General features: G+C 25.3%; 17 protein-coding genes and 1 tRNA gene. 5 read left to right on the plus strand and 13 right to left on the minus strand.

Translation table 11 applies throughout. The annotated features are described in order from the left end of the window. Positions 1-7: 7 nt before the first annotated feature. From hisH to hisG, 5 genes are read right to left on the minus strand one after another with little or no spacing between them, the layout of a single operon-like run. Entirely contained in the window at positions 8-598 is a 591-nt protein-coding gene (gene hisH / locus BGIGA_RS00995) for an imidazole glycerol phosphate synthase subunit HisH (protein ID WP_041178376.1), read from the minus strand. Between the two features lie 21 nt (positions 599-619). Beyond that, complete coding sequence (hisB, locus tag BGIGA_RS01000; protein ID WP_014726522.1) at positions 620-1,783, minus strand: bifunctional histidinol-phosphatase/imidazoleglycerol-phosphate dehydratase HisB; 1,164 nt, start codon at positions 1,781-1,783, stop codon at positions 620-622. Between the two features lie 7 nt (positions 1,784-1,790). Beyond that, positions 1,791-2,873, minus strand: coding sequence for a histidinol-phosphate transaminase (hisC, locus tag BGIGA_RS01005; RefSeq protein WP_041178377.1), 1,083 nt, complete (start codon positions 2,871-2,873; stop codon positions 1,791-1,793). Between the two features lie 22 nt (positions 2,874-2,895). Then, the gene (gene hisD, locus BGIGA_RS01010; RefSeq protein ID WP_014726524.1) at positions 2,896-4,191 is read right to left on the minus strand and encodes a histidinol dehydrogenase; all 1,296 of its coding nucleotides are present in this window, start codon (positions 4,189-4,191) and stop codon (positions 2,896-2,898) included. Positions 4,192-4,201: 10 nt separating this feature from the next. Next, complete coding sequence (gene hisG, locus BGIGA_RS01015; protein WP_014726525.1) at positions 4,202-5,059, minus strand: ATP phosphoribosyltransferase; 858 nt, start codon at positions 5,057-5,059, stop codon at positions 4,202-4,204. A 182-nt stretch (positions 5,060-5,241) separates the two neighbouring features. Here hisG and BGIGA_RS01020 point away from each other — a divergent pair, with 182 nt between their 5' ends. Next, positions 5,242-6,003, plus strand: coding sequence for an exodeoxyribonuclease III (locus BGIGA_RS01020; protein WP_041178338.1), 762 nt, complete (start codon positions 5,242-5,244; stop codon positions 6,001-6,003). Positions 6,004-6,016: 13 nt separating this feature from the next. On the opposite strand, the gene BGIGA_RS01025 is transcribed toward BGIGA_RS01020, so the two are convergent. Next, positions 6,017-6,089: transfer RNA gene (locus BGIGA_RS01025), tRNA-Lys, on the minus strand. A 73-nt stretch (positions 6,090-6,162) separates the two neighbouring features. Between BGIGA_RS01025 and BGIGA_RS01030 the strand changes: the two genes are divergently transcribed. The 4 genes from BGIGA_RS01030 (at position 6,163) to BGIGA_RS01045 (ending at position 9,849) form a co-directional block, all read left to right on the plus strand. Continuing rightward, a complete protein-coding gene (locus tag BGIGA_RS01030) occupies positions 6,163-6,690 on the plus strand; it encodes a shikimate kinase (RefSeq protein WP_014726527.1) in 528 nt (175 codons plus the stop codon). Then, positions 6,687-8,033 carry a tRNA lysidine(34) synthetase TilS gene (tilS, locus tag BGIGA_RS01035; RefSeq protein ID WP_014726528.1) on the plus strand — a complete coding sequence of 449 codons (1,347 nt, stop codon included), beginning with the start codon at positions 6,687-6,689 and terminating at the stop codon, positions 8,031-8,033. The genes BGIGA_RS01030 and tilS overlap by 4 nt, the downstream gene beginning before the upstream one ends. Before the next feature lie 80 nt (positions 8,034-8,113). Continuing rightward, positions 8,114-9,178: a 3-phosphoserine/phosphohydroxythreonine transaminase gene (gene serC / locus BGIGA_RS01040; RefSeq protein ID WP_014726529.1), complete on the plus strand. Its 1,065-nt coding sequence runs from the start codon at positions 8,114-8,116 to the stop codon at positions 9,176-9,178. A 2-nt stretch (positions 9,179-9,180) separates the two neighbouring features. After that, the gene (locus tag BGIGA_RS01045; protein ID WP_014726530.1) at positions 9,181-9,849 is read left to right on the plus strand and encodes a YggS family pyridoxal phosphate-dependent enzyme; all 669 of its coding nucleotides are present in this window, start codon (positions 9,181-9,183) and stop codon (positions 9,847-9,849) included. On the opposite strand, the gene trpA is transcribed toward BGIGA_RS01045, so the two are convergent. From trpA to BGIGA_RS01080, 7 genes are read right to left on the minus strand one after another with little or no spacing between them, the layout of a single operon-like run. Continuing rightward, positions 9,842-10,609: a tryptophan synthase subunit alpha gene (trpA, locus tag BGIGA_RS01050; RefSeq protein ID WP_014726531.1), complete on the minus strand. Its 768-nt coding sequence runs from the start codon at positions 10,607-10,609 to the stop codon at positions 9,842-9,844. The two genes, BGIGA_RS01045 and trpA, sit on opposite strands and share 8 nt — an antisense overlap. After that, a complete protein-coding gene (trpB, locus tag BGIGA_RS01055; RefSeq protein WP_014726532.1) occupies positions 10,602-11,795 on the minus strand; it encodes a tryptophan synthase subunit beta in 1,194 nt (397 codons plus the stop codon). The genes trpA and trpB overlap by 8 nt, the downstream gene beginning before the upstream one ends. After that, complete coding sequence (locus BGIGA_RS03155) at positions 11,792-12,418, minus strand: phosphoribosylanthranilate isomerase (RefSeq protein ID WP_014726533.1); 627 nt, start codon at positions 12,416-12,418, stop codon at positions 11,792-11,794. The genes trpB and BGIGA_RS03155 overlap by 4 nt, the downstream gene beginning before the upstream one ends. 52 nt (positions 12,419-12,470) lie before the next feature. Next, positions 12,471-13,265 (minus strand): indole-3-glycerol phosphate synthase TrpC, encoded by a 795-nt coding sequence (trpC, locus tag BGIGA_RS01065; RefSeq protein ID WP_041178379.1) that lies wholly within the window; start codon positions 13,263-13,265, stop codon positions 12,471-12,473. Next, a complete protein-coding gene (trpD, locus tag BGIGA_RS01070; RefSeq protein ID WP_014726535.1) occupies positions 13,265-14,263 on the minus strand; it encodes an anthranilate phosphoribosyltransferase in 999 nt (332 codons plus the stop codon). Before trpD ends, trpC begins: the two co-directional genes overlap by 1 nt. After that, the gene (locus tag BGIGA_RS01075; RefSeq protein ID WP_014726536.1) at positions 14,260-14,844 is read right to left on the minus strand and encodes an aminodeoxychorismate/anthranilate synthase component II; all 585 of its coding nucleotides are present in this window, start codon (positions 14,842-14,844) and stop codon (positions 14,260-14,262) included. The genes trpD and BGIGA_RS01075 overlap by 4 nt, the downstream gene beginning before the upstream one ends. A gap of 6 nt (positions 14,845-14,850) precedes the next feature. Then, complete coding sequence (locus tag BGIGA_RS01080) at positions 14,851-16,263, minus strand: anthranilate synthase component I family protein (RefSeq protein ID WP_014726537.1); 1,413 nt, start codon at positions 16,261-16,263, stop codon at positions 14,851-14,853. Positions 16,264-16,337: the final 74 nt, after the last annotated feature.

Here is a 16,337-nt window from a genome sequence, read left to right on the forward strand (position 1 = left end):
CATAAATTTATAATCGAATAAAATTTTCTAATATTTTATGTCCTACATAAGAAGATTTTTCTGGATGAAATTGTACAGCATAAAAATTATTTTTTTGCAATGCGGCACTGTAAGTGACTATATATTCTGTCTTTGCCGTAGTATATTTTCCTAAAGGGACATAATAACTATGAACAAAATATTGATAACTACCATTTGGTATATTCTCAAATAAAGGACCTTTCAGTTTGTGAATTGTGTTCCATCCTATTTGAGGAATTTTCTCATTTTTATCGCTAGATTGAAATTTTTTTACTAATAAATCAAAAATACCTATGCATGTAGTACTGCTTTCTTCTGAATATTTACAAAGTAATTGCATGCCCAAACATATTCCCAATACAGGTTGTTCTAATTTTGACAAAAGTAAATCCAATTTTTTTTCTTTTAAATATTTCATAGCAAAATTAGCTTCTCCAACACCAGGCAAAATAATTTTTTCTGCATTTTGAATTGATTCCTTGGAATCTGTTACTTTTGCTTGTACTCCTATTCTTTCTAAAGAAAAAAGAACCGATTGCACATTTCCTGCAGGATATTTTATGATAATCGTTTTCATATTCATAATATTTAAAAGTTTTTATACTATACCTTTAGTACTAGGTATTTTAGTAGAAGAGTTTTTTTGTATTGCCATTTTTATCGCTTTTCCAAAACATTTAAAAATAGATTCTATTTTATGATGATCATTTTTTCCTATAGCATGAATATGTAAATTACATCTGGCAGACAAAGAAAAAGATTTAAAAAAATGTGAAAACATTTCAGTAGAAATTTTCCCTATTTTCTCTCTTAAAAATTTTACTTTCCAAAATAATTGACTTCTTCCTCCAAGATCTAGTGCTATTGTAGATAAACTTTCATCCATAGGAAGAGAATAAAATCCATAACGTTCTATTCCTTTTTTATTTCCCAAAGATTGATAAAAAATTTCACCTAAAGTAATTCCAGTATCTTCTATAGTATGATGATCATCTATACAAAGATCTCCTTTAGTTTGAATATTCAAATCTATAGAACCATGAAATGCTATTTGTTGTAAAAGATGATCAAAAAATCTAAGTCCTGTTTGAATATGAGTTCTTCCTTTTCCATAAAGAGAAATAGTAATTTTAACATTTGTTTCTAATGTCGTTCTTTGATGAACGAATTTTTTAGTTGTGATGGATGATAAATATTCATAAATTTTTTCCCAACTGTCCGTTTTTAAGGATATTGTTTTTTTTAGGTCTTTTTCATCTATATTAGACAAGTAATTTTTTTCTTCTTGTGTTAAATTTTTATAATGAGGACTATTTTTAATCCATATAGATTTGCATCCTAAATTTTTAGCTAATAAAACATCTGTTAATCTATCTCCAATGACAAAAGATTCGGAAATATTGTAATAATCTGATTTTAAATAATTTTTTAGCATTCCTATTTCAGGTTTTCTATTGATTGATTTTTCTTCTGGAAAAGTTTTATCTATGTGAACAGAAATAAAATTTATGCCTTCAGTTTTTAAAATATTTAATATATGATTATGTATAGGCCAAAAAATCTTGTCAGGAAATTGATCTGTTCCTAAACCATCTTGATTAGATACCATTACTAAATCGTAATTTAGTTCTTGCACTATTTTTGACAAGAAAAATATAATTTTTGGATAAAAATTGATTTTATCAATAGAATCAATTTGATAAGTTGTATGGTTTTCTAATATAATAGTCCCGTCTCTATCAATGAACAATATTTTTTTCATCGTATTTTTATTTTTTGATTTGAATGGAATATTTTTGAATTTGATCTATTAAATACTCATTTTCTTCATGAGTTCCTACTGTAATTCTTAAACAATTATTACATAAAATGATTTTTGAACGATCTCTAACAACTATTTTTTTTTTCATTAGATATTGATAAAGGTTTTTTGAGGAATGATTAATTTTTGCTAATAAAAAATTGGCGGAACTAGGATATACTTTTTGAATGATAGGGATTTTTTTTAAATACTCTCGCATATATTCCCTTTCTGAAAGAATGTTTTTTAAATGAAAAAAAAATAAATCTTTATTTTCTAGAGCTTTAATAGCCATTTCTTGAGAAAGAACACTGATATTATATGGATATTTTACTTTATTCATCCATTGAATAATATCTTTAGAAGCAATGGCAATTCCTATTCTTAATCCTGCTAATCCCCAAGATTTAGAAAGTGTTTGCATAATGATTAAATTTGGATATTTATTAATTTCTATAGATAAAGATTTTTGATTTGAAAAATCTATATACGCCTCATCTAAAACGACAATTCCTGTAAATTTTTTTATTATATTTTCAATATATTCTCTTTTAATATCATTTCCAGTAGGATTGTTCGGCGAACAAATAAAAATAATTTTACTATATTGATTGATAATTTTTTCTATTTCATAAAAATTTAATTGATAATCTTCTTCTGTAAGAAAAATTTTTCTGATGTCCACTCCGTGAATTTTTCCACTAACTTCATACATCCCATAAGTGGGAGGAAAAATAATAGCATGATCCATTTTTGGACGAGAAAAAATGCGATATACCAAATCAATAATTTCATCACTTCCATTTCCCAAAAATATCTGAGATGAAGAAATATTTTTCAATTCCGATATTTTTTTTTTCAATTCCTTTTGCAAAGGATCCGGATATCTATTATAAGAATTTAAAAAAGATAAAGGAGATCCGAAAGAATTTTCATTAGCATCTAAAAAAATAGAATTTTTTTCTTTGTTATGTTCTATTCTCGCAGATATATAAGGATCTATATTTAAAATATTCTCTCTGATTAGAGAATTCAAATTAAACTTATTCATGCATTTACGTTTAAAATTCATTTTATTTTAATCGAATATTAATAGATTTTTTATGTGCTAATAATCCTTCTTCAGAAGATAAAACATTGACACATTCCGATAAATTTTTTAATCCTTTTTTGGATATTTTTTGAAAAGTAATTTTTTTTACAAAACTATCTATAGATAGTCCACTATAATATTTGGCATACCCATATGTAGGCAATACATGATTTGTTCCAGAAGCATAATCTCCTGCACTAACTGGAGAATAATTTCCTAAAAAAACAGATCCAGCATTAATTACTTTTTCTCCCCAATAAGAAGCATTTTTACAATTAATAATTAAATGTTCTGGAGCAATTTGATTTAGTAAAGTCAAACATTTATCTAAAGAGGTAAGAACAATTATTTTGCTTTTTTTCAAAGATTTTTTAACAATATCTCGCTTATTATAAAAAATATCCAAAAATTGTTTTTTTAATTCTTTTTTAACTTCTTCTACCCAAGATTGATTATTTGTGGTAACCAAAAGAATATAACTTTCTGAATCATGCTCAGATTGAGATAATAAATCAGCAGCAACGTATTCTGGATTTGCTGTATCATCAGCCATAATTGCTACTTCCGAAGGTCCTGCTGGCATATCTATAGATACAATTCCTTTTTGGAATACAATTTGTTTAGCAATCGTGACATAAGAATTTCCAGGACCAAATATTTTGTATACAGAAGGAATACTTTCAGTTCCATAAGCCATAGATGCAATTGCTTGTGCTCCTCCTACTTTATATATACGTGTAATTCCTACATATTTAGCTGTGTATAAAATAGATGGATGAATTTCTCCATCTTTATTTGGGGGGCTACATAATATAATGTTTTTACATCCTGATAATTTTCCAGGAATTCCTAACATTAACACAGTAGATAATAAAGGAGCAGATCCTCCTGGAATATAAAAACCTACTTTTTCGATTGGAATTGTTTTTCTCCAACAAGAAATTCCTTTTGAAATTTCTACTGAAGGTTCCTCATATATTTGTTTTTGATGAAAATGTTTTATATTCTGATATGCAATGTCAATAGATTTTTTTAAACGATTTGAAATTTTCACATGAGCTTTATCTAAATCTTCTTCTGTGACTTGAATGCATTTTATATCTGCATGATCATATTTTTTTGTATAAGCTTTTAAAGCAACATCTCCATAAATTTTAACATTATCAATAATAGGATCCACTAAATTTTTTAAGTGAGAAATATTTTGTAAAGCTCTATTTGAAATAGATTTCCATGTTTTTTCTGGAGGGTGAATATATACTTGAATCATATTCATATTTCTATTTTTATAGTATAATTTTTTCTATAGGAAGGACTAATATATCTTGAGCTCCAAGTGATTTTAAATTTTCTATTATTCCCCAAAAATCATTTTCATTGACAACAGAATGTACAGAACTACATTCTGAATTTGCTAAAGGTAAAATAACTGGACTTTTAATTCCCGGAAGATAAGATATTATTTTTTTCAATTTTTCATTGGGAACGTTTAATAGTATATACTTGTTATTTTTAGCTTTTTTTACAGCTCTAATTCGAAATAATAATTTTTCCATTATGATATTTTGTGGGGAACTTAAATGTAGATGTGAAGCTAATACTGCTTCAGATTGAAGGACTGTTTCCACTTCTTTTAATCCGTTCATAAAAAGCGTGGAACCGCTACTGACTAAATCACAAATACAATCTGCCAATCCTATTCCAGGAGCGATTTCTACAGCTCCAGATATTTCATGAATTTCTGCATTTATATATCTTTTTTTGAAAAATTCTCTAACCAAAAAAGGATAACTTGTGGCAATCCGTTTCCCATCTAAATCATTAATATTATTGTAAGATATAGATTTAGGAACGGCTATAGATAGCCTGCATTTTCCAAAACCTAAAGTTTCTTTGATTCTTATCTTTTTTCTTTTTTCTAGAAGAACATTTTTTCCAACAATTCCTATATCAGCTACTCCATCTTCTAAATATTGAGGAATATCATCGTCTCTAAGAAAAAGGACTTCTAATGGAAAATTAAGTGCCGTTGTTTTTAATTTATCTATGCCAATATTCACTTCAATGCTGCAGTCTTTCAGTAACTTGATAGAATCTTCATAAAGACGACCCGATTTTTGAATAGCTATTTTCAGTTTATCCATAATTCAAATAAATACATACAGGAAAAAATAATAAAAGCTTACTCTTGTAAGCTTTTTAAGTTTTAGTAGATCAAATTAATGCATTTCAATACATAACGGCAAATATAAAACTATTTTGAATATTTTATAATTAACCTTATGAAATAACTTAATCTAGTCTATTTTTATAAAAATTTAAAATGATGAAAATTATTAGTTATAATATAAATGGAATTCGATCAGGAATTCGTAAAGGATTATCAAATTGGATTGAAATCAATCAACCAGATGTTTTATGTTTACAGGAAATAAAAGCCTTTTCTGAACAAATAAATATGAGTATTTTTGATCATTTGGGTTATTATCATTATTGGTTCCCTTCAAAAAAAAAAGGATATAGTGGGGTGGGGATTTTATGCAAAAAAAAACCAATTCATGTAAAATATGGAATTGGATTGGATTCAATAGATAAAGAAGGAAGAGTATTACGTGTAGATTTAGAAGATATATCAATAATTTGTCTTTATGTTCCTTCAGGAAATGATATGGGAAAAAGATTAAATTTTAAATTTTTTTTTATGAAAAATTTATTTTTACATATAAAGAAAATAAAAAACAAATTGAATAATCTTATTGTTTGTGGAGATTATAATATTTGTCACCGTGAAATAGATATTTATGATCCTATTCGAAATCAAGTAGTTTCCGGTTTTTTACCAAAAGAAAGAAAATGGATGACTCATTTTTTAAATTTAGGGTTCATAGATAGTTTTAGAAATTTTGTTCAAGAAGAACATCATTATAGTTGGTGGAGTTATCGTTTTAATGCTAGGAAAAATAACAAAGGATGGAGAATTGATTATGCTATGGTTAGCGAGCCCTTAAAAAATAAAATAAAAAATGCTTATCTCATGCCCGAAGTAAAGTATTCTGATCATTGTCCTGTTGTGCTAGAAATTTTTTAAAAGAACTAGAAAATGACCTGACTGGGATTCGAACCCAGGACCCTTACATTAAAAGTGTAATGCTCTACCATCTGAGCTATCAGGTCTTCTATTGAGATACAAGAATAGTGATAGTGATTAGTTTGTTTCAGCAAATATAATTATAATTTTTATGTTTTTATGAAAATCACTTTAATTGGTTATATGGGAAGTGGAAAAACTACGATAGGAAAAATGCTATCTAAAAAGTTAAATTTAGATTTTTATGATTTAGATGCTCTTCTTGTTAAAAAAAAAAATGATTCTATTTGTAATATTTTTAAGAAAAAGGGAGAACTTTTTTTTAGAAAAACAGAACATTCTATGTTAAAAAAAATTTTGAAGAAAAAAAATAAATATGTTTTATCAGTTGGAGGAGGGACACCTTGTTTTTATAATAATATTTATTTGTTAAACAAATATTCAAATACATTTTATTTAAAAACAGATAGTTACACTTTATTTAAGAGATTATTTTTAGAAAAAAAAACAAGACCTTTAATTTCTCATTTATCTAAAAATGAATTATTTAGATTTGTAATAAAACATTTATATAAAAGAATCTATTTTTATGAAAAATCTTTAGAAAGAGTAAATGTATACGGAAAGTCTAAAAACGATATTGTTAAAGAAATTATTAAATCTATTAATTATTTGAAACTGTCATGAAAAAAATCTCATGTGATCATTTTTTTTTGGATGAAATTAAAAAATATTTTTCATTTGATTCGTTAAATAAAAAGAAAGTATGTGTGGCTGTAAGTGGAGGATTAGATAGTATGGTTCTTATAAATTTGTTCCTTAATATTCCTGAAATTGAATCAGAAGTAGCACATTGTAATTTTTCCTTAAGAAATAAAGAATCCAATGAAGATGAAATTTTTATCAGAAATTTTTGTTTTAAACGAAGTTTAGTATGTCATGTAAAAAAATTTGATACTTTAAATTTTTCTAAAAAACATAAATTATCTATACAAATGGCCGCTAGAAAACTCAGATATAATTGGTTTGAAAAATTGTTAAAAAAAAATTCATATGAATATATGGTATTAGGACATCATTTTGATGATTCTATAGAAACTTTTTTTATAAATATTTTTAGGGGAACAGGGATTAAGGGTTTATTAGGAATACCTAAAAAAAATGAAAAATTTATTCGACCTCTTTCTGATTTTACTAAAAAAGAAATTTTACATTATGCAAAAATAAAAAATATAAAATGGAGATCGGATAGCAGTAACCAAGAAGTTAAATATTTAAGAAATAAAATTCGTTCGGTTTTATCTACATTTTATTCTTTATCATTTTCTTTTCACAATGGATTAAAAAAAACTATAAATTATCTTCATTATGAAAATTTTTTAATAGAAAAAAAAATAGAAAAGGTTCGTAAAGAAATTACGATGGAAAAAAAAAATTCTCCATTTTTTTGGAGAATAGAATGTAAAAAAATAAAACAATTAAAACCTTTGTCTTTTTATTTATTTAAATTATTTTCTCCATATGGATTTAATGATATCAAAAGTATGAAACAGCTTATTGATGCACAATCTGGAAAACAACTTATATCCAAAACTTATCGTATTATTAAAAGTAGAAATGATTGGATTTTAGTTTCTCATAAATTTTTATCAGAAAATAAAAATAAGACTTACATAATACCGAACATTAAAATTTTTAAGAAAATGTTATTACCTGTTGATATGAAGATTTTTTTTGATCCAAAAAAAGAAAATAGAAAAAATATGTTTTTTATAGATTTTGAAAAAATTCAATTTCCATTATTATTAAGAACATGGAAAAAAGGAGATTTTTTTTTTCCTTTTAAAATGAAAGGAAAAAAAAAATTAAGCAAATATTATAAGGAAAAAAAATTTTCTCTTTTGGAAAAAGAACATACATGGTTATTAATTAATGGAAATGGATCTATTATTTTAATCATAGGAAATCGTTTAGATGATAGATTTAAGGTAACAGAAAATACAAAAAAAATATTAGGTATAAAAATATAATTCATTGATCTATTCGTTTTACAATTTCAATTAGTATTTTTTTTTAATTTTGAAAAGAATTAGTTGTTCTATTTATATTTATGAAAGTACACAATTTCAATGCAGGTCCTTCTGTTTTACCAAAAGAAGTTGTTAAAAAATCAGCTCAATCTGTCATTAATTTTAATGATACCGGATTATCTTTACTTGAGATTTCTCATAGAAGTATAGATTTTTTAGAAATAATAGAAAAAGCAACTTGTTTAGTAAAACGTATTATGAATTTAAATGATGATTATGCTATTTTATTTCTTCAAGGAGGTGCTACACTACAATTTTCAATGGTTCCATACAATTTAATGAATCAAAAAGCAGCTTATTTAGATACAGGATTTTGGGCCCATAACGCTATTAATGAAGCAAAAAAGTTTGGACAAGTCAAAATTTTATTTTCCGGTAAAAATAAAAACTATACGTATATATCAAAAAATTATCACATTCCATGTAATGTGGATTATTTTCATTGTACATCTAATAATACAATAGTTGGAACACAAATGAAAATATTTCCTAAAACATCTATTCCAATAGTTTGTGATATGTCTTCTGATATTTTTAGTAGAAAATTAGACTTTTGTCAATTCAGTTTAATCTATGCTTCAGCACAAAAAAATGTAAGCTCTGCAGGTATGACAATTGTAATAGTGAAAAAGGATATTTTAGGAAAATTGAAAAAAAATATTCCTTCTTATATGGATTATAAAATTCATATACAAAATAATAGTATTTTAAATACTCCAAATGTTTTTTCTATTTATACTTCTATGTTGACTTTAGAATGGATAGAAAATCAAGGAGGACTTACTATTTTAGAAAAAAAAAATCAATATAAAGCTAAATTACTATATGATGAAATAGATAAAAATCATTTATTTGAAAATAAAATACATAAAGAAAATCGTTCTAATATGAATGTTTCTTTCTTTTTAAAGAAAAAAAATTTAGAAGAAAAATTCAATAAAATGTGGAAAAAAGAAAATATTGTAGGATTAGATGGTCATAGATATTTAGGGGGGTATCGTGCCAGTATATATAATGCACTTCCATTAGAAAGTGTTCAATTTCTTATTGAAATCATGAGAGAATTCGAAAAAAAATTTTCATAATAATGAATAAAGTAATAGAAAATAGATTTTTTAGTATAAAAAAACTGATTCCAAAAAATGTAAAAATTTTGATAGTTTCTAAAAATCAAGATATTTCTTCTGTGGAAAAATTATATAGAATAGGGCATAGAGATTTCGGTGAAAATTATATTCAAGAAATGGTAGAGAAATATAAAAAATTACCCAAAAATATTCGATGGCATATGATTGGAAATATTCAAGTTAATAAATTAAAATATATAATACCTTTTATTCATTTAATTCATAGCGTTCAAAATATGAAACAAATTAATATAATAAATAAAATAGCGTTAAAATATCATGAAAATAAAATCATAAACTGTCTTTTGCAAATAAAAATTTGTAATGAAAAAAATAAATCCGGAATCACTAATCAAGAAGCTTCTAATATATTGGAAAGTGACGTTTTAAAAAAAATGAAAAATGTCAAAATAACAGGGATAATGGGAATGGCTTCTTTTCAAGAACTTAAAAAAGTACATAATGAATTTTCATATTTACGTAAGTTGTATAATGAATATAAAAAAAAATACGGACACGATGTTCTTTCTATGGGCATGAGTAGAGACTTTAATATAGCTATAAAATATGGAAGCACAATTGTAAGATTAGGTACTATAATTTTTGGTAAACGAAAAAAAACTATCTAATAGATTTTATATATTTTATTATACTTTCTTCCAATTTATTTTTATTCAATGATTGAATAAAAGAACTTCCAATGATCCCTCCATTAGCATATCGACATGATAAATCAAAAGTTTTTTTATCTCTTATCCCAAAACCAATCAATTTTGGAATATTTATAGACAATTTTTTGATTTGTTTAAAAAAAGATATTTGTTCCCCTCCAAAAGGATTAACATTTCCTGTCGTAGAAATAGAAGAAACAATATATAAAAATCCATCACTAATTTTACTTAACATAGATATTCTATTCAAATTGGTTTTTGGAGTAACTAAAAATATCATAGATAACAAATATTTTTCAAATATATTTTGATATTCATGCAAATAAATATCAATTGGAAGATCCGGTAAAATTAATCCGGAAATTTCTGATTCTTGACATTTTTTCAAAAATTTATCTTTTCCAAACTGATAAAATTGATTATAATACCCCATAAGAATAATAGGAATTTTTATTTTTTCTTTAAATTTTTCTATTTGATCAAATAATAAAGAGATATTCATTCCATTATTCAACGAAGTTTGATTACTTTTCTGGATTGTCATTCCATCTGCTAGAGGATCAGAATAAGGAATTCCTATTTCAATTAAATCCACATCAAGATCTTGCAATATTTTTATGATTTTTACTGTACTATTTACATAAGGAAATCCTGCTGTAAAATAAATGCATAATATATCTTTATTTTTATTTCTAAATAAATTATGTATTTTATTCATTTTTTGATAATTTAACAAAAAATTTATTGTAAATATCAATATCTTTATCCCCTCTTCCAGATAAAGTCACGATTACTACATCATTTTCTTTAAATGAGATTTTTTTTAATGCAGCTAATGCATGTGCACTTTCTAGAGCAGGAATAATTCCTTCTGATCGGATTAATTCATATCCCGCTTGCAAAGCTTCTTCATCTGTAGAATGTAAAAAATTTACACGTTTTTTTACAAAAAGATTCGCAAACATAGGTCCAATTCCAGGATAATCTAACCCTGGAGATATAGAATAAGCAGGAAGAACTTGACCGTCTTTGTCCTGTAAAATAAATGTCATACTTCCATGTAATACTCCTTTAGATCCACATTGAATAGCTGAAGCCGTTTTTTTTGTTGTAATACCTAATCCTGCAGCTTCTACCGCCACAAGATGAACCGAATCATTTTCTAAAAAATGATAAAAAGATCCTGCAGCGTTACTTCCTCCTCCAATACAAGTCACTACATAATTAGGAAAATTAAATCCTTCTGCTTCTTTTAATTGAACTTTAACTTCTTCACTTATAATAGATTGAATATCTGCAACCATTTGAGGGTAAGGGTGAGGCCCTACTGTAGAACCTATTAAATAATAACTTTCTGGATGATTTATCCAATAACGAATAGCTTCATTCACAGCATCTTTTAACGTTTTATTTCCACTTGAAACCGAAACAACTTCAGCTCCTAATCCCTTCATTTTTATAACATTACTATATTGCCGTTGGATATCTTTTTCTCCCATAAAAATTATACATTCTAAATGCATTAAAGCACAAACAGTTGCCGTTGCTACTCCGTGTTGTCCTGCACCTGTTTCCGCTACAATTTTTTTTTTCCCTAATTTTATTGCTAATAAAGCTTGACCTATGGCATTATTAATTTTATGAGATCCTGTATGATTTAAATCTTCTCTTTTAAGATAAATTTTAGCATGATATTGATCTGAATATTTCTTGCATAAAAATAAAGGAGTAGGTCTTCCTACATAATTTTTTAACAATTTTTTATATATTTTTTGATACTCATAACTTGTAATAAATTTTTTATATTTACATTGTAGTTCTATTACGTTATGATATAACATTTCAGGAATAAAAGTTCCTCCAAATTCTCCATAATATCCATTTTTATCAACAAAATATTTCATAATTTTCTTATTTTTTTCATAAATGCATTTAATTTGATATCATCTTTTTTTCCTGGAAAAATTTCAAATTTACTATTAACATCGACTCCAAATATTTTTGAATGCGAAAAATTGATAATTTTATCAAAATCTTGTGTTCCAATTCCTCCACTTAAAAAAAATGGAACTTGAAAAGTGTATTCATAAAGTTTGTTCCAACAAAATTTTTGTCCGCTTCCTCCATAATGAATTGTATTATTATCGAATAGAAAATAAGTACAGAAAGGAATGTAATCCACAATTTTTTTAAAAGAAAAAAAGTTATTTATTCTAAAACTTTTAATTAATTTCAATCCTTTTTTGGATAATTTTTCACAATAAAAAGGATTTTCAGTTCCATGTAATTGAATAAAATCTAATTTATTTTTTTCTTTTATTTTCAATATATTTTCTTCTGATTCATTTACAAAAACGCCTACTTTTAATATTTTTTTTCTTATTTTTGGAATAACGAAATCGAAACCTACAAATCTAGGAGAATTCGGATAAAATATAAAACCTATAAAATTAGGTAACAAATCAGAAATTTTTTGTACATCAAATTTAATTCCGCATATTTTTACTTTTAATAATTTTGACTTCATTTTATATTATATCATTTCATTTTGCATATTGCATACTGATTGATCAATTAATTTAATTAGTATCTTTTCTTGATAAAGATTCTATAAAATATTTACAAACTTTCCCGGGATCTTTTTCTTTCATAAAATATTCTCCAATTAAAAAACCTTTAAATCCTTGTTTCCTTAATTTTAATATGTGATTTATATCATCAATTCCACTTTCTGCAATTTTTACGTAACTATTAGGAATTTTTGAAGATAATTTTAAACAATTATTATAATCCACAATAAAAGTTTTCAAATTACGATTATTAATTCCTATAATATCTAAATTGTCTGTTATTTTATCAATTTCAAATTCATTATGAATTTCAATAATGACTTCTAAATTGATACTTTTTGCAATTTTAGAAAAATTGGCTATTTGATTTTTAGAAAGAATTCCAGCAATCAACAATATAACATCCGCTCCCATAGATTTAGATTCTATAATTTGATATTCATCAATAATAAAATCTTTTCTTAATATAGGAATAGAAGCTACAGAACGTGATTTTTTTAAATCTTCGTTTTTACCGGAAAAAAAATGTTGATCTGTAAGAATAGATATTCCACTTACTCCTGCATAGACATAATCCTTAACTACTTTTTCAACTGATGCTTTATTATTAATGATTCCTTTAGATGGAGATTTGCATTTAAATTCTGCAATGATACCCGTATAACTTTTTCTTATATTTTTTACTAGAGAAAAAATTTTTCTTTCAAAGAAAGAACTATTTTCTAATTTTTTTATAGGACATATAATTTTATTTTTGTATACTTCTTTTTGTTTTACATATACAATTTTATCAAGAATATTCATCATAAACTTAATAATTTTTTTAGAATATTCTTTGCTTTACCACTTTTCAATGAACGTTTTGCTTTATCGTAATTAGTTTCTAAACTATCTTGATTTAATAAACTTAATGCAAATGTGGCATTTGTTAAAACTACTTCATTTTGAGCTACAGTTCCTTCTCCAGATAAAACACTAACAAATATACGAATATTTTCTTCTGTATTTTTTCCTCCTTTCAATTCTTTTGGATTTACTTTAACCTTTTTTTTTCCTATTTCTAATTCTTCTACAGAATAAAATCGTTCTCCTTTTGGAGAATAACATTTTACATCACTAGTAAGTGTTATTTCATCATATCCATCTAAACTATGAACAATAACATAATTATTATTTGTATTTTGGTACATATAATAATATATTCTTGCTAATTCTAAATTATTGACTCCTAACAATTGATTTTTTGGATTTCCTGGATTTAACAATGGACCAAGTGTATTAAAAATAGTTCTAACTCCTAATTCTCTTCTTGTCAAAGATATACTTTTCAATATAGGGTGAAATATAGGAGCATGTAAATAACAAATTCCTGCTTTATCTAATTGATTTTTTAAACTTTCTTCTTTGTTAGTAAAATGATATCCTAATCCTTTTAATATATTTGAAGATCCAGTTGTAGAGGAAGAACTATAACTTCCATGTTTAATTACTTTTTCTCCTGCTCCCGCTACTATAAAACATGCTAAAGTAGAAATGTTAAAAGTATTTTTTCCATCTCCACCTGTTCCTACAATATCAATAGCATTAAACTCTGTCAAATTGATTTTGATAGAGAGTTCCATCATGGCTTGTCTAAACCCTGCGATTTCTTCTAAAGTGGGATATCTCATATTATATATAGTAGTTATAGCTATTGCTTGAGTTTTATTAATATTGCCTTCTGATAATTCTATAAAAAGATTCTTAGCCTCCTGTTTTGTTAATTTTTTTTCTAAAAAAAGTTTTTCTAATATTTTATTCATAGTTTATTAAAATTCAACCAATTATCTATTATTTTTTCTCCATATGGGGTTAAAATAGATTCTGGATGAAATTGAACTCCACGTACGTCATAAAATTTATGACGTAAAGCCATAATTTCTCCTTTATTTCCTATAGCTGTAATTTGAAGATCTTCAGGAAAATTTTTTGGAGATATAATCCAAGAATGATAACGTCCAACTTTAATTTCTTTAGGTAATTGTTGAAACAAAATTTCTTGTGGATCTACAATTTTAATTAAACTGGAAATTCCATGATAAACTTTTTTTGTATTCAAAAGAGTGGCTCCAAATACTTCTCCAATTGCTTGTTGTCCTAAACAAACTCCAAAAATACTTTTAGTAGAAGCAAAAGTTTTTACTAAAGGTTTCAAAATATGTGCTTCATCAGGTATTCCTGGACCTGGAGAAAGAATAATTTTATTATATTTTTCTATATCCGAAAGTTTAATCTCATTATTTCTGGATACTTGTATAGGATTTTTTGTTAATTTCTTTACAGTATAAACAAGATTATAAGTAAAAGAATCATAATTATCTAATATCAATATTTTGTTGTTCATAATTCTTCATATATTTTTAGCTAATTCTATAGCTTTAAATAAAGCCATTAGCTTATTATTCACTTCTTCTAATTCTTTTTCTTCTTTAGAATCAGAAACAACACCTGCACCAGCTTGAAAAAATAGAATATTATTTTGACTCACAAAAGAACGAATCACTATAGCCGTATTAATACAAGAATTTTTTAATCCAAAAAAACCAATTGCTCCTCCGTACACTCCTCTATGTTGATTTTCAATTTTGTCAATTAATTCCATTGCTTTATATTTTGGAGCGCCAGAAAGTGTTCCTGCAGGAAAAGTATCTCCAAATACTTTTATAATTGATATATTTTTTTCCAACTTACCGGATACTTTAGACACCATGTGTAATACATGAGAAAAAAATTGAATTTCTTTAAATTCTTCTACTTTTACATGAGAAGAATTTTTACTAAGATCATTTCTTGCTAAATCTACTAACATGATATGTTCTGAATTTTCTTTTGGATTACTTATAAGATTTTCGGATAATTTTTTGTCCTTATTTTCATCTCCTGATCTTCGTATTGTTCCTGCTATTGGATTAATATAGGCTATTTGTTTATTATTTATAATGAGTTGTGATTCTGGAGAAGACCCAAATAATTTATAATTTCCATAATCGAAATAAAAAAGATATGGAGAAGGATTTATAAACCGTAAAGCGCGATATACATTAAATTCATCTCCTTTAAATTTTTGTTGAAATTGTCGAGATAATACTATTTGAAAAACATCTCCACGCAAACAAGCTTTTATGCCTAAAGACACCATTTTTTTGTACTCTACATCTGTTACATTTGAAATACGATTTCCAACAGATTGAAATGGAAAAGAAGGAAAGTTTTTCTTTTTTATTAATTCTATCAATTGATTGATGTAAGTTTTCTTTTCAATATCAGAAAATTGATGTTCAATTAAATATATTTCATGATGAAAATGATGGAATACTATCAAATTTCTATAAAAACCAAATCGTATTTGCGGAAGATTATATACTTCTTTTAGTTCAGCATGAAATTGAATATTTTCAAAATATTGTATACTATCATAAGATATGTATCCATATAAACCTGAGTAAGAAATAATCATGTTTTCACTTTCAAATTTTTGAAAAAAATCTTCAATTAAAATTTGTATATCTAATTTATCGTTTATAAAAATATGTTTTTGAACACAATTAGGATATGATATTCGCAATACGTTTTTATCTAAAATAAGTTCAGAAATAGGATTAACACAAAGAATAGAAGAATTATTTTTTGAAATTGGATGATCAGAAGATTCTAATAGTAATGTATTAGGAAAAATATCTCTTAGTTTTAAATATAATTCTATTGGTGTAGTACTATCAGCCAAAATTTTTTTTCGAATAGTTCTAAAATTAAATTTAAACATGGTTTATGGTATTTTGACGTGATAAAAAAAGGCCGTCACAAAGACAAGCCTTAGAAATATTGTTGATACAATCA

The organism is Blattabacterium sp. (Blaberus giganteus), assembly GCF_000262715.1.
GTDB lineage: Bacteria > Bacteroidota > Bacteroidia > Flavobacteriales > Blattabacteriaceae > Blattabacterium.